The sequence below is a fragment of the Pseudofrankia coriaricola genome (genome assembly GCF_032027725.1).
In the GTDB taxonomy this organism is placed as follows: Bacteria; Actinomycetota; Actinomycetes; order Frankiales; family Frankiaceae; genus Pseudofrankia.
Genome location: NZ_JASNFO010000073.1, coordinates 78,318 through 102,182, shown reverse-complemented (window position 1 = coordinate 102,182; position 23,865 = coordinate 78,318). Strand labels below are relative to the sequence as shown.

The 23,865-nt window shown below is 68.6% G+C and carries 15 protein-coding genes and 1 pseudogene; 7 read left to right on the top strand and 9 right to left on the bottom strand.

The annotated features are described in order from the left end of the window. Window positions 1-368: pseudogene (locus QOZ89_RS32830) on the top strand (DNA cytosine methyltransferase); the annotation flags it as partial. Here QOZ89_RS32830 and QOZ89_RS32825 read toward each other — a convergent pair. From QOZ89_RS32825 to QOZ89_RS32795, 7 genes are all read right to left on the bottom strand, one after another. Beyond that, window positions 275-820: a very short patch repair endonuclease gene (locus QOZ89_RS32825; RefSeq protein WP_312627564.1), complete on the bottom strand. Its 546-nt coding sequence runs from the start codon at window positions 818-820 to the stop codon at window positions 275-277. The pseudogene QOZ89_RS32830 and the gene QOZ89_RS32825 overlap by 94 nt on opposite strands. 121 nt (window positions 821-941) lie before the next feature. After that, entirely contained in the window at window positions 942-2,768 is a 1,827-nt protein-coding gene (dcm, locus tag QOZ89_RS32820; RefSeq protein WP_312627562.1) for a DNA (cytosine-5-)-methyltransferase, read from the bottom strand. A 292-nt stretch (window positions 2,769-3,060) separates the two neighbouring features. Beyond that, window positions 3,061-5,082 carry an AIPR family protein gene (locus QOZ89_RS32815; RefSeq protein WP_312627560.1) on the bottom strand — a complete coding sequence of 674 codons (2,022 nt, stop codon included), beginning with the start codon at window positions 5,080-5,082 and terminating at the stop codon, window positions 3,061-3,063. Continuing rightward, window positions 5,079-6,089: a PD-(D/E)XK motif protein gene (locus QOZ89_RS32810; RefSeq protein ID WP_312627557.1), complete on the bottom strand. Its 1,011-nt coding sequence runs from the start codon at window positions 6,087-6,089 to the stop codon at window positions 5,079-5,081. Before QOZ89_RS32810 ends, QOZ89_RS32815 begins: the two co-directional genes overlap by 4 nt. Beyond that, entirely contained in the window at window positions 6,086-8,854 is a 2,769-nt protein-coding gene (locus tag QOZ89_RS32805) for a Z1 domain-containing protein (RefSeq protein ID WP_312627555.1), read from the bottom strand. Before QOZ89_RS32805 ends, QOZ89_RS32810 begins: the two co-directional genes overlap by 4 nt. Window positions 8,855-8,914: 60 nt before the next feature. Then, window positions 8,915-10,384, bottom strand: a complete 1,470-nt coding sequence (locus QOZ89_RS32800; protein ID WP_312627553.1) for an ATP-binding protein — start codon at window positions 10,382-10,384, stop codon at window positions 8,915-8,917. Between the two features lie 691 nt (window positions 10,385-11,075). Next, complete coding sequence (locus tag QOZ89_RS32795; RefSeq protein WP_312627551.1) at window positions 11,076-12,908, bottom strand: NERD domain-containing protein; 1,833 nt, start codon at window positions 12,906-12,908, stop codon at window positions 11,076-11,078. A gap of 815 nt (window positions 12,909-13,723) precedes the next feature. On the opposite strand from QOZ89_RS32795, the gene QOZ89_RS32790 reads away from it, so the two are divergent. Further along, window positions 13,724-14,647: a thermonuclease family protein gene (locus QOZ89_RS32790; RefSeq protein WP_312627549.1), complete on the top strand. Its 924-nt coding sequence runs from the start codon at window positions 13,724-13,726 to the stop codon at window positions 14,645-14,647. Between the two features lie 51 nt (window positions 14,648-14,698). Here the strand turns inward: QOZ89_RS32790 and QOZ89_RS32785 are convergent, their stop codons facing one another. Both QOZ89_RS32785 and QOZ89_RS32780 read right to left on the bottom strand, forming a co-directional pair. Further along, window positions 14,699-15,340 carry a dTMP kinase gene (locus QOZ89_RS32785; protein ID WP_312627547.1) on the bottom strand — a complete coding sequence of 214 codons (642 nt, stop codon included), beginning with the start codon at window positions 15,338-15,340 and terminating at the stop codon, window positions 14,699-14,701. Window positions 15,341-15,438: 98 nt separating this feature from the next. Further along, a complete protein-coding gene (locus QOZ89_RS32780) occupies window positions 15,439-16,269 on the bottom strand; it encodes a YdcF family protein (protein ID WP_312627545.1) in 831 nt (276 codons plus the stop codon). 241 nt (window positions 16,270-16,510) lie between these two features. On the opposite strand from QOZ89_RS32780, the gene QOZ89_RS32775 reads away from it, so the two are divergent. The 5 genes from QOZ89_RS32775 to QOZ89_RS32755 all read left to right on the top strand — a co-directional run bounded on the left by QOZ89_RS32775 (window position 16,511) and on the right by QOZ89_RS32755 (window position 23,817). After that, window positions 16,511-19,084 carry a DEAD/DEAH box helicase gene (locus tag QOZ89_RS32775; RefSeq protein WP_116271847.1) on the top strand — a complete coding sequence of 858 codons (2,574 nt, stop codon included), beginning with the start codon at window positions 16,511-16,513 and terminating at the stop codon, window positions 19,082-19,084. Window positions 19,085-19,244: 160 nt separating this feature from the next. Next, the gene (locus tag QOZ89_RS32770) at window positions 19,245-20,855 is read left to right on the top strand and encodes a sensor histidine kinase (RefSeq protein ID WP_312627542.1); all 1,611 of its coding nucleotides are present in this window, start codon (window positions 19,245-19,247) and stop codon (window positions 20,853-20,855) included. Further along, window positions 20,852-21,631, top strand: a complete 780-nt coding sequence (locus QOZ89_RS32765) for a response regulator (protein WP_312627540.1) — start codon at window positions 20,852-20,854, stop codon at window positions 21,629-21,631. Before QOZ89_RS32770 ends, QOZ89_RS32765 begins: the two co-directional genes overlap by 4 nt. Before the next feature lie 300 nt (window positions 21,632-21,931). Further along, window positions 21,932-23,014: an ATP-binding cassette domain-containing protein gene (locus tag QOZ89_RS32760; protein WP_312627538.1), complete on the top strand. Its 1,083-nt coding sequence runs from the start codon at window positions 21,932-21,934 to the stop codon at window positions 23,012-23,014. Next, the gene (locus tag QOZ89_RS32755) at window positions 23,011-23,817 is read left to right on the top strand and encodes a hypothetical protein (protein ID WP_312627536.1); all 807 of its coding nucleotides are present in this window, start codon (window positions 23,011-23,013) and stop codon (window positions 23,815-23,817) included. The genes QOZ89_RS32760 and QOZ89_RS32755 overlap by 4 nt, the downstream gene beginning before the upstream one ends. Window positions 23,818-23,865 lie beyond the last annotated feature (48 nt).

Here is a 23,865-nt window from a genome sequence, read left to right as displayed (position 1 = left end):
TGGGGCCGGCAGACGAGAAGGTCTTCAAGATGCTGCTCGGCTATGACGTGCTCGCTGCCGGCATGAGCGCCGTCCGGGTCGCCGCACGGTTCCGCGGGACCAGGTCTCACGAACGGAACCAGCTGACCGACGGCCGTATCGACCTCGCCCGTCTGGTTGGTACCGGAGACGAGGCACCGCTGCGAATGGCGGCCATCCGGTACCTGGGGATGACGGACTGTGGGCCCGGTGTGCCCAAGTGCGGCTCCTGTCCGCTTGCGGAGGCCGGCTGCGCCTACCCGCGTGAGGTGGCCGTGCGAGCTGAGGAGGAAGGCGCGCGCTTGGCGGCCGAACGGGAGGCGGCCATGAGGGTCGGCTTGTTTGCCTGAGCGGCTTCCCGCACCAGCGTCGCTGCATCGTTGACGCTCCTGCGGACCTGGCACTCCCAGACCCGCAGGACTGCCCATCCAGCCTCGTCAAGCACGGCGTCGTTACGGCGGTCCCGGTTGCGGTTTGTCTCCATCTTCTGACGCCACAGCTCGGCGTTTGGCCCGCGGTACTGCTTCATGCCATGTACCGGGCAGCCATGCCAGAAGCAGCCGTCCACGAAGACCGCGAGCCGCCAGCGGGGGAGCACGAAGTCGGGCGTGCAGCGTGGCGCAACTGTCTGGTGGACGCGGAAGCGCAGGCCAAGACCGTGAACGGCCTTCCGGAGCGCAACCTCGGGCTTCGTGTTCTGTGCCTTGCGCCCCCGCAGGTGGCTACCAGCCTCGGTTGGTACCCACGTCGGCTTGGTCTTGACGGCATGGTCGTTCGTCGGGCTAGGACCCTCTTCGGTCACGCCTCGAGTCTCCCAGCGGGCCTGAGACCCGCCACGCCGGCGGGTGTACCGACCAGGCCCGGCTCAGCCCGGACCAAGGCCCGGGAGGCGGCGGCTGACCGTGCCTGGCGGGACCGCGATCCTAAGCAGACGCCGTCACCGAGACGGGCGTGGTCTTGACGGTCGTCTGCTTCTGGGCGTACTGACAGCTCGTGGACAGTGGGCAGTCCGAACAGGCCGGGTCGTGGGGGCGACACAGGGAGCTGGCCAGCGCTACCAGAGCGAGATGCGCCTCGCGAGCGGTGCCGGGTCCGCCGATGAGCCGGGCGATGGCAAGACGTCCGTCGGACATTCGGTTGCGGTAGTCAACCCCGCTGCCTTCGTGCCGGGCGGCCAGCCGCAGCACTCCCTTGCCGACGAGGACCGGCTCCGGGCTGCCGTCGATGTCCGTCATCCGCACCGCGAGCACCGCCAGATCGACGATCGACGCGGCTATGTGCGGGATCTTCACAGCAGGGTCGGGCTCGTCCAGCGCATTCGGATGGTCGACCAGCCAACGCGCCGCCTCCAGCAACTTCTCGGCGCGGTGCCGACGACCGATCCACTCCGAGGAACGCAGCAGGTCCGCGGCGGCCTCGACCGTGGCTGCCGGCGTGTCCCAGCGCGAGACGAGCGGCCACAACAGGCGGATCTGGTCGACGGTCGTCCGATCGAACAGCATCTCGGCGACAACGACCTGCCAGCGAGTCCTGGCCGCCAGCCAGGGGACCGGGAGCGCCGCGTCCTTCTTCTCGATGAACCATGTCGTAAGCCGGTGCGCGAGTTCGGTCGTCGACTCCTGCTGCTCCGTCAGCGTGGCGAGGCTGCCAAGCAGAGCCGCGCCGAGGTGCTCACCCAGACGCGGCGGCACCGCGTTCCCGATCTGCCGAAACGCGGCCGAGGGTGGGCCGGCGAACCGTATGTGGTCCGGGAAGGTCTGCAGACGCGCGGCCTCCCGGACGGTCAGGGTCCGGCTCTGTCGCGGGTGGATGTACCAGTAGCCGTCCTTGGCGATGTGAGCCGTGATCGTGCGAGAGAGATCGTTCTCGTTGAGCTTCTTGTACTTGTCGTCGAAGATGTCATCGCGGTAACGCTTCATCTCGGGTGGCAGGTCCGAGTAGAGCGTCGTCTCGTCCATGAGCTCGAACGCCGCCCGGTCGTCGGGCCGGACCGGGCGGGTGATGTGGTCGTACACGCGGCCGGACTCGCCTGGCGGGACCTTGGCACGCATCGCACGCTGGAAGACGGTCTGGTCGGCCGGGGCATACTCCGACCAGCCGGCCGCGCCGCCAGGTGGCCGCCAGCCGCCCTCGACCTCCGGAAGATCGCCGATCGCGTTCCAGACCGTGGCGCGCTCCAGCGCCTCGTCCGGCCACCTGAAACGGGCGGGTCCGCGTATCGCCGCAATGATCAGCCGCTGCCGGAACTGGGGGACACCGTAGCGGGATGTGTCGACGAGCCGTGCCTCGACGGAGTACCCGAGGCTTTCAAACGTGTGGACGATGGTCCGGAAAATGAACATCTCCCGGTCCAGCGCCATGTCCGGCACGTTCTCCATCAGCACGCAGGCCGGCTCCGCTTGGCGCACGATCGATAGGAACGACTCCCACAGGTCCCGGCGTCGGTCGTGCGCCTCGACCAGCCCTACACGGACCCGGTGCCGGATCTTCGACCGGCCCGCCCGCGAGAACGGCTGGCATGGCGGCCCGCCGACGACGACGTCCAACTTCAGCGACCGGATTAGCTTCGCAATCTCGTCGACCTTGCTCGGGTCCGACATGTCCTCGACGAGCGTGAGCCCGCCGAAGTGATGCCCGTGCGTCTCCCCGGCCTCTAGATCATGGTCGACGCCAAGCACCATCCGCAGCCCTGCCTGCTCCAGCCCAAGGCTCAGTCCGCCCGCGCCGCAGAACAGATCCGCCGCCAGCAACTGACCAGGGCTCTCGGCTCGGAGCCGTGCGACCAGCCCGGCCAGCTCGCGTCCGTCCGCGCAGCTATCCGCGTGCGGTCTCAACCGGACAAACGGCCCACGGACGAGCTTGACGCCGTAGCCTGAGCCACGTGGCACAACGGCGGCGCCGTGGGGCCGGCGAGCTGGCCTTCTGAGCGCTCCGCCAGCCATTCCCCTACCTCCACCATGTCACATCGGTCCACCGCTGGCCTTGAATCTACCCGCCTCATCGAACGCAATTACGAGGGTAGTAGTGGATCGGCTCGTGGACCTAGTCGTGAGCTGTCCTGAAGCCAAGATCGCGTGCTTCCAGAAGGGTCCGTCGAGCCTGACCGGCCTGCGTTGGGTTTGGGTGTTCTCCTCTCCTGAGCAGGGTTCCCAAGGTAAATGCCAACTGGCGCTGGTAAGGCTCGAGCAGCTTGGACTCGTTGGCCCAGAGGGCCAAGGTGAACCATACCCTCGCCGGTATCGCCACGACCGCCTCAACGTCCTCGTTCGGCGCGTCGGCGGCCGCTTCGCCCACGATCTCTACCGGCGATGCGACGAGTTCACCGGCGAGATCGGCTGGCACGCCCCACCGCACTCGGGCTACTTCGGCCCAGCATTCTGCGTGCTTGGCCCACTCCCCGACGTGCTTGCCACGTTGAGCCTGCTCCACGACCGCGCCGACGCGGTCACAGAGGTCCTCGACAGCTGCATGCAGTGCGCTGCTGATTCGCTGGGTGCGCCAGATCCGGTCGAGGTCGATCCGCTTGTCAGTGGCAAGGGAGAGCCGCGACATGGTGTAGGCCGTCACGTAGCTCTTGTGGCTTCCGTAACCGTGTGTACCGACGATCTTGTCGATGGCCTTGAAAAGAATGGCGGCGGCTAGCAGGCGTGTGCAGTATTGGGCATCGACGACTGGTTGAACCTCGCCGTCGAGCTCGTCGATGGTGAACTCGTTGAAGTTCTTCTGGGCTCCCTTCGTGACCGAGTGCGGTCGCTGGTTCCAGCAGTAGAAGTACTTGGCGACGTCTGATTTTCCAAACTTCTGGGTTGTGGGATGAATTGCCTTGAATTTGCTCTGGGCTGCTGGAGTGCGCTCGTTTGCCAATGCGTCGACATACTGTCCCCGCGCCCGCTCGTAGAACCACTGGGTCTGCTGGCTGCTACCGTCCTTCGCGGGTGCCCAGAGGGATCTGCTCACCTTCTCGAGCGCGACGTGGAACGGCTTGTTTGAGCTGAAGTCAACGAGCGTGACCTTGTTCTGGTTGTTCGAGTAACGAGAGATCTCGGGAACGATGCTGCCGAGTTCGTCGTTCCTGACAACCACAAGCTTCATCTGAACTAGGACCTTGTCGAGGTTCGCCCGGTCCCGGGTCTCGGCATAATGAAGCGACGCTGTCGTCTGCCCGCCGTTGACGATCTGGAAGTCGTCGATCCGGGAGATCCCTAGGCCACCGCTGTCAAGCGTCACGAAACGGACCGCAGATCCCGTAGTTGTGAGGCCGTTGTTGTACGCGAGGAATCGCTCTGGGGTACGATTGATCGTTGTACGGATCCCGCTGTTAACTTCGCCTCTTGTCTGCAGGAAGGAGCGGACGTTCAACTCGAGGAGTCTGGAGCCGTACCTGCCGTACAACGCCGAGAGTTGCTTCCCGGGTACGACGGCGAGAACGATGGAGTAGTCATCGGTGGCCTCGTTCTGGAGGCAGGCGACTGGCTCGTCGAAGATTACGCTGATCGGCTCGCTCAGGGTGCCGGAGTTGGCTAGCCGGTAAAGTCTGGTGATGTCCCAGACGTGGTAGCTGATAGGGATGTCACCGAGCCTGCCAGGCGGGAATGAGGCAGATGCGGAGCTCTCCTGGTTGGTGATCAGGAACAATCTGATCCTGCTGACCTCGCCGAGGGACTTGGCGATACCAGTGCACATGTCAAAGATGTCCGAGGACTCGTCGAAGGATTTGGCGAGCCCCGAGTCGCAGCGTGCGAGGAAGTTCTCCAGCCGCCGGAAAAGGACGTCGGCATCACTGCCGGTGAGACGTGGGTTGTCGCCTGGGAGTCGGTACGACGTCACAAATAGGTCGAGACTCTCCAGTGAGTGGTTGAAACCGAAACCGCTGACCTCGATGGTAGCGCGACCGACCCGTGCCTTGTGAAACGCGACGAACGTCTCCTCGGTCTCGCCAGCGTTCTCCAGATCGTCGAGCACACGCCGCGTGAAAGTGTGCGGAGCTGACCCACCCTCGGCGTCGGCGGTGGCTTCGACGTCCGCGACGAGGGATGCCGCGAAGGAGGCGAGTCCTTCGTTCATAATGCACTTCCCCTGAGGAAATCGGTGATCCCGGATGGCTCCAGGCTGTAGGAGTCCAAGCCCGTGACCGTGATCCGGTAGTGGCAGTCTCCTACGCCCGGGCGAAGATCCTTCTCGACGATCCGGGGAAAGTCCCCGGTCACGCGCCAGCATCCGAGGGAACGGACGGTGTAGCGCGGTTCGTGGTAGAGGTCCTTCTGATGCGGCAGGTAGCCGACCCTCACAAGCATCTCCTCGAACCGCGATCTGGCGGTGGCTCCGAGCGTCGCGCGGATTGTGTCCACCAGCGCGTTGAGACTGCGACCAGTACCCCCCTGCCGCTCGTCGATGGATAACACGGTGAGGAGAAGCCGGCCGGCTATCCCTTGGTCGTCGAGTTCCCGTTCGCTGGTGATCTCGATGGCCTGAGGCTGTTTGGCCGCGGTGGTCTTGACCTCGATGGCCGAGGTGGGCAACTGGAAGTCCTGGTGCCGGCCCAACGGGCCGGTCCAGCCCGAGACGGCCTCCTGCTGGCCCACGGCGGGGATGACGTGGTCGAACAGGATCGTCAACTCTCCGAACAGGCCGCGGCGCTTTTCGGTGCTGAGTCCGACATCGACTACGCTCTGCAGAAGTCTCCGCCAGTGCTCGAACCGCTCAATGGCAGCGACAGGCGCGTCACCGGTACCGGCGGTGGCGACGACGGTCTGCGCGATGTCGGCGACCAGCGGATTGAAGACCTCTCCGAGCCCGGCATCCAGCAACTGGACCTGCAGATCCCGGCGGCCCTCTCCAGCCGGGGCGACCTGCACGGCGATGCCGTGGGTCTGCCGCAGCTCGCGGAGCAGGTGCACCAGCTCCGAGGAGGGCCGTTCGCGCATCCGGAGCGCGAATGTGCGGTGTGCACCCGGGTCGACGATCTGTAGGTACAGGTCGTGCTCAGACTCCGGATGGATCCGTGTCCAGGTGAGTTGGCCCGGTCTGTGATCAGTTTCGAGTGTAGTCCAGTCGTCCTCGCTGACGGTCACTCGTCTTCGTCCTCGTCGTAGTCGAGGTCCATGTGCTCCTGAGCCCAGATCTCGTTGACCACGTACTCGGTCTCGAGGGCGTACTCCGAGCCCGGGAAACTGATCGCGAACCCGACGACCAACGGTAGCGCGGGCCCTCCCTTTACGGAGAAAGGGTGTTGCAGCGGATAGATGAGGAGCAGAGCCTGGCCTGGCCGACGAACTCCACGCAGCGGAGGGCCGGTGGCGACCTGCGGATCGAGAGGTGTCCCGTCCTTCTTGGTCTTGCCAGTCGCGGCTGCGGCCTTCCTCGTCTGATCGCGCGCGCGCCGCTCCTGGTCGTCGTCGAGATCGACGGACTCGTCCTTGGGGCTGAGGACACGACGGATCGTGTACCGGCTCCTGTCAGGGCGGTCAGGAAACGGGTTACGCGTGATCGGAGCGATCTTATGCCCGGCGACCTCAGCCGAGCGTGGACGATCCGAACGGCCTACGAGGCAGACCGTCCAGTCGGTCAGTTCGTCATACGGGACGCAGCCCTGGATGTACTTACTGATCAATGCGGGTCGGACGCGGTGCGCTCGCTTGTCGGCAATGTAGCCCGAGAGAAAACCCTCAATGATCGCGTCCGGGCTTACCCTCTGCCAGATGACGCTGCCGGGCTTCTTGATCGGGGAGTCGTGGTCGCCCATGTCCAACAGCTTCACGAAGCTCTCCAGATTGGAGAAGTTCCCGGTGAGCGTGTCCTCGCGAAGATCGAACGTCGTCGTCTCCTCGAGTTGGCCGGAGTAACTCAGGCGAACCTTGATCCCGCGCCGCATCTTGTTCGGCGCGGTGACCACCAACCCGGCCGGCGAGGCTCGGACCCGGAGTCCGAAGTCTCGCGGCGTGGCGCCGATGAGACTCATCTCCTCGAACTCGCGCCGCAGTTCGTCGTTCGCGGACGTGATCTCGTAGTAGGCGTCGCGGAGAGTGGTCGTGGTGTAGAGGCGGCAGAGGTCCTCGTAGCCAGGCCGGTAGCCGAACCAGCGGCCCATCTGGAGAAGGGTGTCGTAGGCTTTCGAGGCGCGGAGGTAGTAGCTGACGCTCAGGCCCTCAAGCGTGAGCCCTCGGGAGAGCTTGTCACCGCCGACCGCGATGACCGACAGCCCGGTCCGCCGGTTCTCGTAGTACTCGAGCGCGTCCTTGGAGCTCCCGTTGATCGGGTGCACGCGGATCTTCGCGAGCGCGGCTCGAATCTCGCCCCTGACGGCCTCCCAGGTCAGAGGTGACGCGGCATCCTCGGGAAACTGGCTGCTCGTGGTGACGAAGTCCTTCTCCCACAGTTCCTTGAACTCGTCGAGCATCGCCGTTGACGCGGTGCTGTGGGCGTCACGGATCCTGTCTAGGAGCCGCCGTACGTGCTCCTTCAACTGGTCGGCGATGTGGTCCTGGACCCGCTGGAAGCGGGTCACATGGACGAGCATGGAGTTGTGCTCCTTCTCCTGCCCGCGGGCGCGTCGGGCGGCGCAGGTCAGGACGAAGGAGTTGACGGCGTTCTTGAGCGACTGGGGAAGCTCGTCGGGTGGCATCCAGTCGATCTTGTGTCCGTCGGGCATCCAGGCCGCGTAGTCGGCCACCTCGCGGAAGATCGGAAGGGCCTCGACATCGTCCTCGTCCGGGTCGGCGGTCCGTAGCCCGAACACGCGCTCAGGGCCCAGGTAGTTGGAGGGCGCCGCGAGGCTCTCGATAAAGCTCTCGGGAAAGAGATCGTTGCCGAACTCGCCGTAGCTGTCGGAGGGGTCGATGTAGATGTTCGCGAAGGGCGTGGCCGTGTAGCCGACGTACGCGCTCCGCTCGAAGAGCGCCATCAGCTCCCGGATGGCCTTGTTGACGGCCGACGGCTCGGTTTCCGAGTTCCTGGTGTTGATCGACGCGTTGTCCGCCTCGTCGTCGATCACGAGGAACGGGTAGGGCCGGACAGTCTGGATCTTGTCTGCTGCCTCGAACCACTTCTTGAGGTTGGTCAGGATGCTGCGGTTCTTTTTGATCACAAGGACTACCGGGTAGTCGCCGATCGGGATGTTGGTGCTGTTCGCCGTCGTCCGCTTGAAGTCTCCCTTGGCCGCGCTCGTCGTGAGGGAGGCGACACGGAGCCACCGGCTGCCGGGGATCACCCCGACGCCGATCTTCGCGGAACTGTCCTGGTCATACCGGATCTGGTACTGGGTGTCGAACCCCAGGATGCCCTCGTCAACGCGAAGCTGGGTCTGGCTGCGGAGGTTGTCCCAGCTGCCCGCAAGAATGACGATCAGCTTGTAACCCGCGTCAGCGGCCTTGCAGGCGAGGCCGATGTAGTTGCCGGTCTTCCCCGACTGCACCTGACCGACGACTAGGCCGGTACGGCGCCACGGTCCTGGGCGTTGCGGATCCTCGAGATGCCCGAGGATCTCGTTCGTCGAGTCGTCAAGACGGCCGACGACCTTCGGGGGCAGAAGCTTCGCGTCCTGCAGGTACCGCCGGTAGCGGTCCCAGAACTCCCAATTCCGGTGAGCTCGGGCGTCCCCGAGCCACTCCACGTGACCGCCCGGGTCGTCGAGACCGACCGAGATCTCCTGGGTCACCGACACAGCGGCCTCGACCACGCGGAGAAGGTGGTCGTGGTCCACCGAGAACGCCGTGGCCATGATGCCGACATTCTGCGCGATCTCCTCGGCACTCGCGGCCCGGTCTTGGGGGAGGGCGGCGAGCACTACCCGAAGAGCCTTCTCGAGAGGATCTTCCTTCGCGGGGTCGAGGTTCGTCACGGCGCCTCCTGCGGATCGGATGACTTCCGGAGAGTACGGACCTGATCTGACGGTTTTGGACTAGCTGGCGTTCCAGAAGCCGCTCAGCTTGTCGAATGGCGGCATATGCCGGATTCGGTGGAGTGCATCCTCGTGAGTCCGGCCACCGCGCAGATCGGCCTGGTAGATGCGTTCGGCAATCTCTGCCAGTTCGTCGGATGCGGCGTCCGCGAAGGGCTCGGCGTCGTCAGCGGTGCCAGGCTCGTGCAGGGTGCGAAGCGCGGCGATCGGGACTGTCTCCTCGAGGAGGCGGAGCAGAGCTCTCACGTCGCCACTGTCAGCGCTGTTCGAACGCAGCAGATGCTGGACCAGAGGATGCTGACGGTTGACGCGGCAGGTGATCTGGCCGTCCTGCCGGTCGACCCGCCACGCGAAGGCGAACTCCGCGCCGTGCTGCCGCCGTGCGATCAGGCCCCGATGGTGCAGCATCTTTGACGCGGACTCCCGGCTGGCGTCCGCGATCCTTCGTAGTTGCCTGCGGATCGCGACAGGCGGCACGACGGACGACTTGCGGACGTCCACGTGCCAGTCGGCGTCGAGCTCCGCAGGCACGTCGATCGCGATCCGCGCCAGGTTGAACCTCTCGTCACGGCGAAGCCCGCGCAGGCCCAGCCAATCTCCGGAGACGATCAGCCGGTCACGTCGGTAGATATAGAAGCCCTGTTGGTCCAGCCAGCCACCTGGCCCCGAGGCGGCCTCGGACTGGGTTGGGCTCAGACGCTTGGGATGCGGGAGTACGAACGGTTCGATCTTGATGACGTGGTCGCCGATGGGAAGCCGTTCGGGGGCCAGCCGGGTCACGGACGGATGGTCAAGGAGGAAGGGATCCCAGGGCCGGACAGGGTCATCAGCGACCGTCAGGCGCACCCTGCTCTGGAGGAAGCGCGCAAAGACCATCCCGAGATGGGCGCGCACACGATCCTGCTCGGCGTAGAGCTGCTTCTGGGTCTCGTCGGTCGCGGGCGCGGAGCAGTAGCGGCGAAGCTGGCGCCACAGGACGACCGTTCCGCTGCCATATTGTGCGCGGAGCTTGGCCAGGATCTCCTCGGTGGCCTCGTCTGAGCCGATGACCAGCCGCCACTCGCCCGAGCCGGTGACCGTGGCAAGGTCCCAGGTTCGGGTGCTCCACTCGCCGTTGGCGGCCGTACTGGTCACGGTCAACTGGTGTGCCTGGGAGAAGGACGCGGACTTCAGCCCCATGCCGAAGCGCCCGAGATCCGTGCGCGCGCGGTCGCTCCGGAAGGCTCCAGCAGCGACGGTCATGGCTGTCACCAACTGGGACGCCGTCATGCCCTCGCCGTCGTCGACTACCGCCACCCAGGAGTCCCTGCCGTCCCAGGTGAAGTAGACATCAACATGGCGCGCCTTCGCGGCGATGCTGTTGTCGACGAGGTCGGCGATTGAAGCTTCGACGCTGTAGCCGAACGAAGCGAGCGAGGCAACCGTCCCGGCGGCGTCGGGATTGACGATCTCGTAGGCGACGCTCCTCATCGGGTCAGCTCTCCGACGTACCGCTGACCCGATGACCGTGCGGTGCGGAACGGGCTGCGCCTGTGGTGCTCATGCCGGTCCACCGCAGCCGCCTCGCTGGTGGCTGCCGTCAAATCTGCCCCCTGTACCGGCGTGTTCTTAGATCGACAACTTTCCCGTGTGTCATTGCCCTTACGAGAACGTTGTCGGCCGATTGAACTCGTCTGCCCCCGACTTTCTGGATCTTTGCGTATCCGAGCCTATCCAATGTCGCGCCACCTGGGCTGCACTTGGCGCCCAAGCTTGGGCTTCCAGGTGTGGTGCGGAGGGGAAGGTGTCTTGTCCGAGCCGTTCGGAGACGGGCTGTAGCCGTCGGATCGCGCTGGGTTCGGCGTTCAGGACCAGAGGGCTTGGCGTCCCTGCCGCACCCAGTTTGGATTCGGGTACACCCCGCCGATCAACAGCCTGATCGACGAGCGTGCATCCGACGATCCGGGCTGGCGCGCGACCGGTCCTCGTCCGACGTGCGACCGCTGGCCCCGCCTCTCTCAGGGATGACCTACGGGTTGGAGGTCTGTCTGCCTAGCGCTACGGCGGCGTCAGATTCACATACTTGACTGGGCGTGCTCCGGCTCGGGCGCCAGCAGCCACGGACTGCGCGCCACAGACCGGCCGGCTCCCTGGGAGGGCGCTTTGCCGCGACCGGAGCTGATCAGGGCTGGCGGTGGGACCTGTGGCGGAAGTAGGTGCGCAGACGGTCGACGGGATCAGGGGCGGCGTCAGGATCGGCGAGGCCACGGCGGAGTCTGGTGAGGAGGGCGGGTGCCCTGGTGATCTTGAGGGTCTGATAGCTGGCGAGGGCGCGGTCGACGGCCTGGCGGGTGGTAGCCACGGCGCTGCCGCCGAGTCGGCGTACGGTCTCGGATCTGTCGGCCAGCAGGCCGTGCCCGTGTATCGGCATGCCCGCCGCCCACCTCGGCCCGGGCGTGGCCGCGCGTCGTGGTTCGGCGGAGCGTGGCTCGGGGGGGTGAGGTCCGGGGGACCGCGGTTCGGGAGGCCGCGGCTCAGCGTCGAGCGGCGATTCAGGCCCGGGGGTGAGTTCGGAACTGTTCGTCACCGGCTGCGTTCGCGCCGTGAGGGAAGCGGTTAGCAGACCGGCGAGCTGCCTGGCCTTGGGGCGTTCATCAGGGTTCGCGGCGAGAGCGGCGGCCAGCGCGTCGCGGACTTCGTCCGGCAGCGAATCGAGCGCGTGGGGCGATGCGGGCGGCGTTGGCGTGGCCGTTGACATCGACGACGTCGGCGGGTCGGACTGGTTCAGCCCCCACCAGGAGAGCAGGCACAGCGCGAGCGAGTAGACGTCCGACGGGTTCCCGGCGGCATGCGCGGTGCGGCGGCATTCCGGCGCCCGGAACGCCTGGCCCTCGTGGTCGGCGTCGTCGGCGTCGTGCACGGTGCCGGCATCGATGTCGGCGATCTTGGCGATGAGGAAGTCGGAGAACGTGACCCGGTTCGTTTCCGGGTCCATCCACACCCGGCTCGGGTGTAATGCGCGGTGAGTAATGCCCTCGGCGTGGATGTCGGCGAGCCCGGCGTAGGAGTCGGCGGCTACAGCCACGAAGGTCTCGATCGACGGCCTCACGCCGGCCCGGATCAGGTTCCCCAGCGTGAGCAGGGTTGGCTCGGGCGGGTGCATCGGTATGACCCACATCCGCTCGTAGTCGACGCCGAAGTACGGGTCGACGGCGAAGACCCTGCGCAGCGGTGCCAGCCGCCGCATCGCGTTGTACTCGCGTAGCAGCGGGTTGTCGTTCTTCCGGAGCTCGTCCTCGGTGAGGCCCTGGCGCTCGAGGGCGAGCAGCACCCTTATCGAGCCGTCGTGGTGCCGGCCGACGTAGCGGCGCCCGCGCGGCGTCGGGTCGAGTCCGGTCACGATCTCGTAGGGTCCGAGCTTCTTCGGGGTCGCCGGGCGCTTGGACAGCCCGGTGACGAGGTCCTCGACGCGTTTGCGGAACGGCGCGAAGTTGAAATGACGGGCGACGAAGTTGTCGATTTCGTAGAGGGCCTGCTCGCAGCCATCCAGGGGGACCACATAGCGCCTGACACGCGGGTCGTCGACGTTGGCCCGGACATCGGGGGACGAGAGCACGACCAAGGCGTAGACCAGGTGAAGCGGAGCCTCCCCGAGTGGGACCGCCTGCTTGAGCGCGTTGCGCAGCGCACGGTTGTGCTGCGTCAGGCTGCCGGCGAGGATGCGGGCAGCGCCTACCGCCTGGTTGATCGGGTTACCGCGCTCTTCGCGGGTCTCGCGGTCATACCAGAAGACATCGTTGCCGGTGAGGTCGCCGTGCCAGGCCTTCTCCTCGATCACGGTGACGCTGTTCGGCCCTATGACGATGAAGTCTGTGTCGCGTGTTCCCGAGGTGTGCACCAACTGCCGGCCGCAGACGACAGTCCACTGCTCGTCCAGGTGGTCGCGCAGGTAGCAGGCGGTGGCCTCCTCACCCGGCCCGCCCCACTGGCCGTGGCGAATGATCGTCGCTCTCATGCGCCGCCCCTCGCTGTCGTCCTCGCCGTCTGGCGCGCGCCCGCGAAAGCCACCCCCGCGTCGACGCGGGCCGCCGCTTCCGGAGGGGTACGGCCACAGAAGCGACCGGTCCTGTTCGTGGAGTTGTGGGGCTACCGCCTCGCCAAGTTCCGACAGACTGTCGCATACCCCGATACGGGCACGGCACCACAGGTTCGCCTAAGTCAGTGGATTCGACTCGGATGGTGACTATCGCTACCGAGCGTCACTGTCGGCCGTACCCACAGGCCCCAGACGGACAGGCGGACGGACGCCCCAAGCCCAGGCCGGAACAGGGGCGGATCGCCGGGCGGCAGGCCAGACGGGTATCCGAGCGGCGAGGGCCCGTCAACGGGCGGGCGGACGGCGCCCTGGGCGGACCGCCAGGCGGTGGCTACCGCTGACGTCGGCGCGGAGCCGCCGGGGCGGCGGAGTTATCTCCGAAAGTATCTGGAAATATCTGGACAGATACTTCCTAAACGGGGCCTTCAATGCAAAGAGGTCATCCGCGCCGAGGTCGCCTTCGCGTCAAACTTCTCCGTCGTGAGACTCGGCTCGCCGGTCTGGCATCCGCTCGACGGGCCGGCGAAACTAGAGCGAAGACACGGTGGTTCCGGCGCCGGCGGCCCTGTTCTGTCCCGGCTCATTCCCGCCATCGTTGTATGCCTTCTGGAGGACGGAAAGTCTTACCCGCGTCGTCTCGTGTCGTTCCCTCCGCCGCCTCACACGTTCCCTCCGCCGCCTCGCGCGATCGCGGATTTCAGATCTCGTCCTGTTCTCCTGGAAGGATTCCGCTGATGCCAGGTCCGCGTTACACGCTGATCACCGGTGATTTCTACATCCTTTACCCCGATCTGCCCCGGAACGGGCCCGAGCCGGACGGCGACACGGTCAACTTCCTGCCGGACACCGACGCGCTCGTCCGCGCGCTGCAGCGCTTCAGCAACGTCGGGCCGGACCGCCGCCACCTGGGCACCTACCCCGTCCGCTTCGAGGGGATCGACACCCTGGAGACCCACTTCGCGGGCGCGCACCAGGATCTGACCTTCGGGCGTGCCGCCCGCGACCAGATGCTCGACGAACTCGGGTTCGGCGAGGCGGAGTTCTGGGACACGCAGCCGAACAAGGTGCGCTCGGCCCAGAACCACCCGATCCGCGGATACGTGCTGGCCAACGGGATCGAGAGCAACGGGAGGGTGCTCGGCCTGGTGTACGCCGGGGAGCCGACCATGGACGCCCAGAACGGCGACCGGGTATTCGTCAACGAGGAGCTGCTGGAGGCCAGCGTGAACGCCGGCCAGGTCCGCGCCGGCCTCGCCTACGTCGAGCCCTACTCGACCATGCCGCTCCCGCTGATCGAACGGCTGCGCCGGCTGGTGACCACGGCCCGCGCCGACGGAGGCGGGTTCTGGCCCAAGGAGGATCTGACCATGACCAGCCGGGTCCGGCCGCGCGGCGTCACCGACCTGTCCACCCTGATCATGTTCCCGAAGCTGTACCGGCGACTGGTGAACTACTTCCAGGACGGCCACCTCGACCTGGCGGTGTTCGACAGCTGGGTACGGGCCGACCCCGTCCGCCGGGACGACCGAGTCCTCCTCCCCACCGGCGAGATCGGCAACCTGCACGACATCTACGACGTCAACGCCGACGGCATCATCCTGCGCCACCTTCCCGAGCAGCTCATGTTCGAGCCCGACCCCGCCGTCTGCGGCCCCTGAGACATCCCGCGCGGGATGCGGAACTTCTCGATCTGCCCCCGCGGCTGGTGGTCATCGGAGGGTCGCCAGGTGATCTCGGAGCGCGGCGGCGACCGGGTCGACGCCGACGGACGCGTCGATCTCGGTGAACGTGGGGAATTCGGGAAGGGAGCGGTAGGCGGCGTCGAAGGCGGCCAGGTAGGCCGGGTCCTCGAGATCGCGGCCTCGGGCCTCGACCCGGCGGGCGGCCTCGTCCGCCGGGACCGCCAAATAGAAGGTGACGTCGGGGCGAGGGAACACGGAGTAGAGGGCGCGCACCAGGCGCTCCGCACGGCCGCCGGCCTCGTCGCCCTCGTCACCTTCGCGGCGCGCGCTGTCGCCGCGCGCCCGCATGATGGCGTACTGGCAGTAGGCGTAGCGATCCATGACAGCGACCCGACGGGCCAGCATGGACGTCGTGACCGCCAGGGACATCGCGATCCAGCGGATGAGCGCCTCGACCGCCAGGTAGCCGCGCGGCCCGAGCAGATGTCGCCCGTCCCGGCGGCCGAGCCGCCGGGCCAGGGGATCGATGACTGGCCGGCCGCCCCCGTTCTCGAAGTACCGCGCCGGAGTCCCAGACGCCGTCAACTCCCGGGCCAGCCATTTCGCCGCCGTCGACTTCCCCGACCCGTCAACTCCCACCAGGACGATCATCTTCGGGCGTGGGCGCATAGCCGACGGTATCCGCCTGTTGAGGCCCTCCAGAGGGCGTCGCCGCGGAGCGGCTCCCGGTCTTCGCGGCCACTCCGCCGCCGTGGGCGTCGAGGGGGTCAGGAGAAGTGCCGACGGTGCCAGGCGCGCAGCGGTGGCATGACGTGGCGGAGGAGGGGGCGGGTTACTTCGTAGGCGACAGTGCCGAGTTTTAGGTGGAGATTTTCCAGAGGACGGTAGTCGTCGGCGGGAATGAGGCGGGATGCCAGGTCGGGGCGGAGTTGGCGGAGGTAAAGGCGGGCTCGGGCAGCGTGCAGCGGGTCGGAGACAATCTTGATGGTTGTCGCCGATTCCAGGTAGGCCATCGCGAACGCGAGATTCTGCTTGGTGGTGTGCGCCCGTGTCTCCAAGGCGATCTGTTCCGCGGGGACTCCGAGCACCTCGCGCGCATAGTGGGCCATCACCTCGGCCTCCGCGGCTGCCGCGCCCCGCGTGGCGGCCCCGCTGAAGACCAGCAGAGTGTCGACCGCGCCCACGGGCACGTCCACATCGCGGCCGACCTCGTCGCCATCGCTGCTCATCGACCGGACCGCGATCTCGGTACGCCATCGCTGCAGGGGGTGTATCCGTCCGTCGCGGGCCGTCGGATACCCGAGAACGAGCAGGGTCTCCCTGATTCCCCGGGCCTCGGCCGGTGGCTCGGGCGCCGTCGCGCCGGCTTGCGCCTGGCACCCCGCGCGTCGTCCGAGATGCCGGCGGGACGCGGCCCAGTGCGGGAGCTCGGCCGCGCCGATCACCAGGCCCACGAGCGCGACAGCTCCAGCGATCACCGCGAGGAGCGTCACCCACATATCGACAGCAGCCGTGGCGACGACGGCCACCGCGGCGGCCGCGACGGCCGCGGTGGCCGCGGTGGCCGCGGTGGCAGCGGCCGTCGTGACAGCGGCCACGGTGACAGCGGTGGCGATGGACGCGGACGGCTCAAACGGGCACGCACGGCTCGATTCTCGCCCGGCCGGCGTCCGCCCTCGGGAACGCCTGGCGAACGATCGGTACCGGCGAGCGGCCCTACCGGCTGGCCGCGGACCCTCGCTGGCCGGCGGCGACTGGGGTGGCGGAGGATCGTCGGGGTAGGAGGATCATCGGGTAGCCGGCCAGCGGGCCGGAATGTCAGGCACGATCGGAAGCACCATGACGCTTGCGACGACCGATCTCGTTGATGCCCTGCCGCCGGGCGGCCTGGCCGCTGCCCGCGCGGACCCGCTCGGTGAGGACGCGATCTACGCGACCTTCGAGGAATGGGCCGGGGAACAGGGCCTGAGCCTCTACCCGCACCAGCAGGAGGCGCTGATCGAGATCGTCTCCGGCGCGCACGTCATCCTGTCCACCCCGACGGGCTCGGGGAAGAGCATGGTGGCGGCGGGGGCGCACTTCGCGGCGCTCGCGACGGGGCGGCGCTCCTTCTATACCGCGCCCATCAAGGCGCTGGTCTCCGAGAAGTTCTTCGCGCTGATCGAGATCTTCGGCGCCGAGAACGTCGGCATGATCACCGGTGACGCGGGCGTCAACGAGAAGGCGCCGATCATCTGCTGCACGGCGGAGATCCTGGCGAACCTGGCGTTGCGGGAGGGCTCGGCGGCGGACGTCGGCCAGGTCGTGATGGACGAGTTCCACTTCTACGCCGACCCGGACCGCGGCTGGGCCTGGCAGGTTCCGTTGATCGAGCTGTCGCGGGCGCAGTTCATCCTCATGTCGGCGACGCTGGGCGACGTCACCCGGTTCGACGAGGACCTGACCCGGCGCACCGATCGCCCGACCGCCGTCGTCCGTTCCGTGCACCGGCCGGTCCCGCTGTACTTCAAGTACGTCGTCACGCCGCTGCAGGAGACGATCGAGGAGCTCCTCTCCACCCACCAGGCTCCCGTCTACATCGTCCACTTCACCCAGGCGGCGGCGCTGGAGCGCGCCCAGGCGCTGACCAGCATCAACGTCGCGACGAAGGCCGAGAAGGAGCAGATCGCGGCGGCGATCGGGGGCTTCCGGTTCACCTCCGGGTTCGGCAAGACGCTGTCCCGCCTCGTTCGCCACGGGATCGGCGTGCACCACGCCGGGATGCTGCCGAAGTACCGCCGGCTGGTGGAGATCCTCGCCCAGGCCGGCCTACTGAAGGTCATCTGCGGGACGGACACCCTCGGTGTCGGCATCAACGTCCCGATCCGCTCGGTCATGTTCACGTCGCTCTCGAAATACGACGGGACGAGGAACCGGGTCCTGACCGCCCGCGAGTTCCACCAGATCGCCGGCCGGGCCGGCCGGGCCGGCTACGACACCGCCGGCTACGTCGTCGTGCAGGCGCCCGAGCATGTCATCGAGAACGAGAAGGCGCTGGCGAAGGCCGGCGACGACCCGAAGAAGCGCCGCAAGGTCGTCCGCAGGAAGCCGCCGGAGGGCCAGGCCGGCTGGGGCCAGCCGACCTACGAGCGGCTCGTCGCCGCCGAGCCGGAGCCGCTGACCTCGCATTTCCGGGTCACCCACTCGATGCTGCTGAACGTCATCTCCCGGCCCGGCGACGCGTTCACCGCGATGCGCCACCTGCTCACCGACAACGACGAGGACCGGGCCACACAGCGGAAGCACATCCGCCGGGCGATCGCGATCTACCGGGCGCTGCTCGCCGCCGGCGTCGTCGAGAAGCTCGACGAGCCGGACGCGGAGGGCCGCACGATCCGGCTCACCGTCGACCTGCAGTTCGACTTCGCGCTCAACCAGCCGCTCTCGCCGTTCGCGCTCGGCGCCCTCGAACTGCTCGACAAGGAGGCGCCCGACTATCCGCTCGACGCGCTGTCCGTCATCGAGTCGACGCTCGACAACCCGCGCCAGGTGCTGTCCTCGCAGCAGTTCAAGGCGCGTGGCGAGGCCGTCGCGGCGATGAAGGCCGAGGGCATGGAGTACGACGACCGGATGGAGGCCCTGCAGGAGGTCACCTACCCGAAGCCGCTCGACGAGCTGCTCACGGGCGCGTTGGAGATCTACCGGCGCGGCCACCCGTGGGTCGACGACTACGAGCTCTCGCCGAAGACGGTCGTGCGCGACATGTACGAGCGGGCGATGACGTTCGCCGAGTACATCCAGTTCTACGGTCTGGCCCGCTCCGAAGGCCTGCTGCTGCGTTATCTCGCCGACGCGTACAAGGCGGTGCGCCAGACGGTTCCGGACGCGGCCCGCACCGAGGAGCTCACGGACCTCATCGAATGGCTCGGCGAGCTGGTCCGCCAGGTCGACTCGAGCCTGCTCGACGAGTGGGAACGGCTGCGCAACCCCACCCAGGGCGACCTCGCCGCCGCCGCGGCGATCGAGCACGGCGACCGCCTCACCGACAAGCCTCCGGCCGTCACGAAGAACGTCCGCGCCTTCCGCGTCCTCGTCCGCAACGCGCTGTTCCGCCGGGTGGAGCTGGCGGCGCTGCGCCGTTACTACGACCTCGGCGAGCTGGACGCCGAATCCGGCTGGAACGCCGGGGCCTGGGAGGACGCGCTCGAGCCGTATTTCGAGGAGCACCGCGAGATCGGCACCGGCGCCGATGCCCGCGGCCCGAAGATGCTCATCGTCGACACGGCCACCGAGCGCGGGAAATGGCTGCTGCGCCAGATCTTCGACGACCCGGCCGGCGACCATGACTGGGGCATCAGCGCGGAGGTCGACCTCGCCGCCTCCGACGAGCTCGGTGCCGCCGCGCTCACCGTCACCGCCGTCGACCAGCTCTGATGACCTCCCGCCAAGGCGGGCCCGAATGTCGCCTGACGAATGTCGACGACCAGTGTTGGCGGCCGAGCGCCGACGGCCGGGCGTCGACGGCCGGGCGTCGACTTTGGTAGCACCCTTCGGGTGGTTCCGGACGATGTGACGACCCCGTACGCTGCCGCACATGGGCGCGGTGGGCACCGGCGGGCGCGTCGGGGTGCGCCGAGTGGAGTACCGCTGGCTGCTGCCGGCCCTGCTCACCCAGGAGATCACCGCTACGCGGGGTGACGGCCGGCCGGCACCCCGGTCCGCGCGGGACTGGGCCGTGGATGTGGTCCTTTTCGTGGTCGCTGTCTGGGGCGGGCTCGCGGTGTGGGCGCCGCTTATCGAGCAGGTGCCCAACGTGCCGCGGGGGCTGCGCGCCGCCGACCTGGCGGCGGGGCTGGTGACCTGCGGGGCGCTGTGGTGGCGGCGGCGCTGGCCGGTGCCGCTCACGCTCGCGGCCACCGTCTTCGGGACGTTCTCCGCGTCGTCGTCCATTGGCGCTCTGGTCCTGATGTTCAGCGTCGCCGTGCACCGACGGCCGTCGGTGACCGCCGCGGTGGCCGGCGTCTTCTGGCTGCCCAGCTTCGTCTATCCGCTGGTCTGGCCCGACCCCCAGCTGCCGTACGCGGGCGAGGTGCTGCTCGGGTTCGGGGTGACGGCCGGGGTGACCGGGTGGGGGATGTTCGTGCGCGCCCGGCGGCAGCTGGTGGTCTCCTGGCGGGAGCGGGCGGCGCTCGCCGAGGCCGAGCAGCACCATCGGATAGCCGACGCCCGCCGGCTGGAGCGGCTCCGGATCGCCCGCGAGATGCACGACGTGCTCGGCCACCGGCTGTCGTTGCTGAGCCTGCACGCGGGCGCGCTCGAGTTCCGGCCGAACGCGCCGCCCGAGCAGGTCGCCCAGGCCGCCGGCGTGGTCCGGGCCAGCGCCCGGCAGGCCCTCGTCGAGCTGCGCCAGGTGATCGGCCTGCTCCGGCGGGACGACGCCGAGCCCGGGCTCAAGCCCGAGCCGCTGCCGCGCCAGGGCGACGCCGGGCCCGTACTCCTGGCGCGCCAGGACGAGCGGGCGGACGACGGCGAGGGTGCTGGACGTACTGGGGATCACGCGCCGGTTCCAGCGGTTCCGGCCGCCCCTGGTCTCTCGGACCTGGCGGGCCTCGTCGACGAGTCCCGCCGCGCGGGTACCACCGTCCTGGCCTCCTACTATCTGACCGAGCCGCACACGGTGTGGCCGGTCGCTGGCCGCGGCGGATACCGGATCGTGCAGGAAGCGCTGACCAATGCCCGTAAGCACGCGCCTGGGCAGCCGGTCACGGTGCTGGTCGACGGCTCGGCCGCCAGCGGGCTGCGCATCGAGGCTCGTAACCCAACGGACCGCTCCACAGGCACCGAGACGGCTGCCCGGCCCGGGCTGGTCGGAGGGGCAGGGCCAGTCGAAGGGGCGGGGCCAGTCGGAGGGACAGGGCTGGTCGGAGGGACAGGGCTGGTCGGGTTGGCTGAGCGGGCAGCACAGGCCGGCGGGACGCTCCGGCACGAGGTGACCTCGGACGGTGAGTTCCGCCTGTGTGCCTGGCTGTCCTGGGTGCCCATTGAGGACGGCGACATCGGCGGCGTCAATGCCAACGCCGGTGACGGTGGAAGTGACGTCGTCGGCGAGGGCGCTGGCAGCGGTTCTGGTGACGGTCACGGCGACGGTCACAGTGCCGGTGCCGGTGCCGGTGCCGTGCGCGGGCTTGGCGGGAGTGACGGGTGACAGGTCCTCAGCGGCCAGCCGTGCCCGGCACGACCGACAGGCTCGACCAGGCCGCGCCGGTACGGGTGCTGGTCGTCGACGACGACCCGCTGGTCCGGACGGCGCTCGCCATGGTGTTCGGCGGCGCGGACGGCGTGCTGGTCGTCGGCGAGGCGGGCGACGGTGACGAGGTGGGGGCCGCGGTCGACGCGCACGGCCCGGACGTGGTGCTCATGGACATCCGGATGCCACGGGTCGACGGCTTTGCGGCGACCGAGGCGCTGCGTGCCAGGGCCGACCCGCCCGAGGTCATCGTCCTGACCACCTTCGACACGGACGAGCATGCGCTGCGCGCGCTGCGGGCCGGAGCGAGTGGCTTCCTGCTCAAGGACACCCCGCCGGCGGAGATCGTCCGCGCTGTCCAGCGGGTCGCCGCCGGCGACCCGATCCTTTCGCCGGCGGTGCTCCGCCGCCTCATGGCGCACGCCGCCACGGCCTTCCCACCGCGCGGCGAAACGTCGCCGTCGGCTTCCGCACGGGCGACGGCCCCCGTTTCGGGGCGGGGGTCGGCGGCTGCCCAGCGCGCCCGCGCATCGCTCGACCTGCTCAGCGAGCGGGAACACGAGGTGGCGCTCGCCGTCGGGCGCGGGCTGTCCAACGCCCAGATCGCCGCCGAGCTGTACATGAGCGTCGCGACCGTCAAGTCCTACGTCTCGAAGCTGTTCACCCGCCTCGGTCTCGACAACCGCGTGCAGATCGCCCTGCTCGTCCACGACGCCGACCTCGAGGCCGGGTAGCCTCGCTCCACCCGCCAGGCCGTGGCAAGCAACGTCGGTCCTCCACGGCGCGAGTTCTGGAGATCCGTCAGACGTTGCGCGCCAAGGGTGACGCGTAGCGTCTGACGGATCTTCGACCTGCTGGCGCAGGCGACGGGGCGAACGTTCGCCGAAGCGGCACCAGACAGACGCCACCGCCCGTACCCGCCGGCCCGGCCCGACCGGGCCGTGTGGCGGCGGCCAGCGGAATCGACCGAGGTCGCCCGCGCCATAGCCCTGCGGCCGTAGGCGGTGACCGGGCGGCTGGAACAGCTTGGTGGCATGAGCTATCGAGTTGACGTTGAGCGGCTCGCGGTCCGTCATCGGGGCGGTGGCACGGCGCCACCGACGCTGGACGACGTCTCGTTCTCCGTGGAGCCGGGCCGCGTCTGTGGGCTGTTCGGCCGTGAGGGAGCCGGGAAGTCGACCTTGCTCGCGTGCCTGGCCGCCTACCGTCGCCCGTCTGGCGGCACGGTGCGCGTCGACGGTGAGGATCCCTACGAGAACGCGCGGCTGATGAGCGGGATCTGTCTGGTCGACGGCCGGGGCGGGATCGGGGTCGACGAGTCGACGACGGTCCGCGAGGTTCTCGAGATCGTCGCCCTGCTGCGTCCCCGCTGGGACCAGGCCTTCGCGAACAGGCTGCTCGACCGGTTCGAGGTCGCCGTCGGCGCGAAGGTCGGCACCCTGGCCCGCGGCCGGCGGGCGGCGCTCGCGGTGACGATCGGCCTGGCGAGCCGGGCGCCGCTGACGATGGTCGACGAGGCGCACCTGGACCTGGAGCCCGACTACCTGTCCGCGTTCCATCAGGAGCTGCGCGCCGACCAGGCCGCACACCCACGCACGATCATCCTGGCTGGTGCCACCGTCGGCGAAGGCGATGGCGATGGCGATAGCGATAGCGATGACGGCGGCGGCATGGACGGCCGCGGCGGTATGGATAGCCACAGCACGGACAGTCACGGCGGCGACAGCCCCGGTGGGGACGGCGGCCGCGAGGACAGCGGCGGCACGGGTAACGGCGGCGGCGGGCTGCTCGACGATGTCGTCCTCCTCGGCCGCGGGCGGGTGCTGGCGGCCGGGCGGCCCGCCGAGCTGCGCGCGCTCGGCCGTGAGCTCACCGGCGAGGCCGGCACCGTCGCCGATTTCCTGCGCGCCGTGGTCGGTGATGCCACGGCCGTTGTGGCCGATCGCCACCTGGGCCGGCTCCGCTCGGTCGTGCTCACCGGCCCGATGCCGCCCGAAGGGCTCACCACGGCGGAACGGGCCGGGATCAGCGTCGGCCCGGTGGGGCTGCGCGCGCTCGTCACCTATCTGACCAATGACCGACCCCAGTCCGGCGACCAGCGGGAGCGCATGTCATGACCGACCCCGACCAGCACGCCGACGACCTGGCGACCGCGGTGACCACGACCGCGTCCCCGTCCCCGGCCCCGGCGGGGAACGGACGGCCGTCGCTGCCGAACGCCGCCGCCATCACGACGGCCGGAACCATGATCTGGGTCGGCCTGCTGTGGCTGGCGATCGCCGCCGTGTTCGGGATCGTGCTCGGGATCGTGGCCGGGGCGGGCTCGACCGACCACAGTCTCTGGCAGCACGGGTTCTCCGGCTGGCAGCGGTTCGTGCCGCTCGCCGCGGGACTGTCGATGACGTCGACGTTCGCGCCGATGCTGGTCGGCAACGGTGTCACCCGCGCCCGGGTCGCCTCGGCGGCCACCGTGACGCTGGTCGTCATCGCGGTGGCCGGTGGCTTGTTCATCGCTCTCGGGTATGGCTTGGAGGGGCTCGCCTTCCACACGCTCGGCTGGCGCCACGAGCTGTCCGGCGGCCGGCGGCTGTCCGGCGGCGGCGGGCTGGTCCGGGTGGGCGCCGCCTACGCGGCGCTGTTCGCCTGCTACTTCGCCTCCGGATGGCTGATCGGCGTCGCTCGGGGGGTCCTTGGCCGGGAGGCGTTCGTGCCCCTGGTCGTGCCGGCCCTGCTTCCGGCGGCCGTGGCGGAGCTGGTGCTGAGGCGCGGCGTCACAGGGCCGCCGCTGGCAGGCCGGCTGGGCCTGGACAGTCTGCCGCAGCCTCCCCTCACGCTCGGCCTGCTCGCCGCGCTCGCCGCCACTGCCCTCGCCGCCCTGCTTGCCCATGTCGCCAGCCGGCACATCACCCTGCCCATCTAGGCGAGGTTCCCGGCGCGGGCCCGTGGTCCCAATGCGCGGCCATACCGG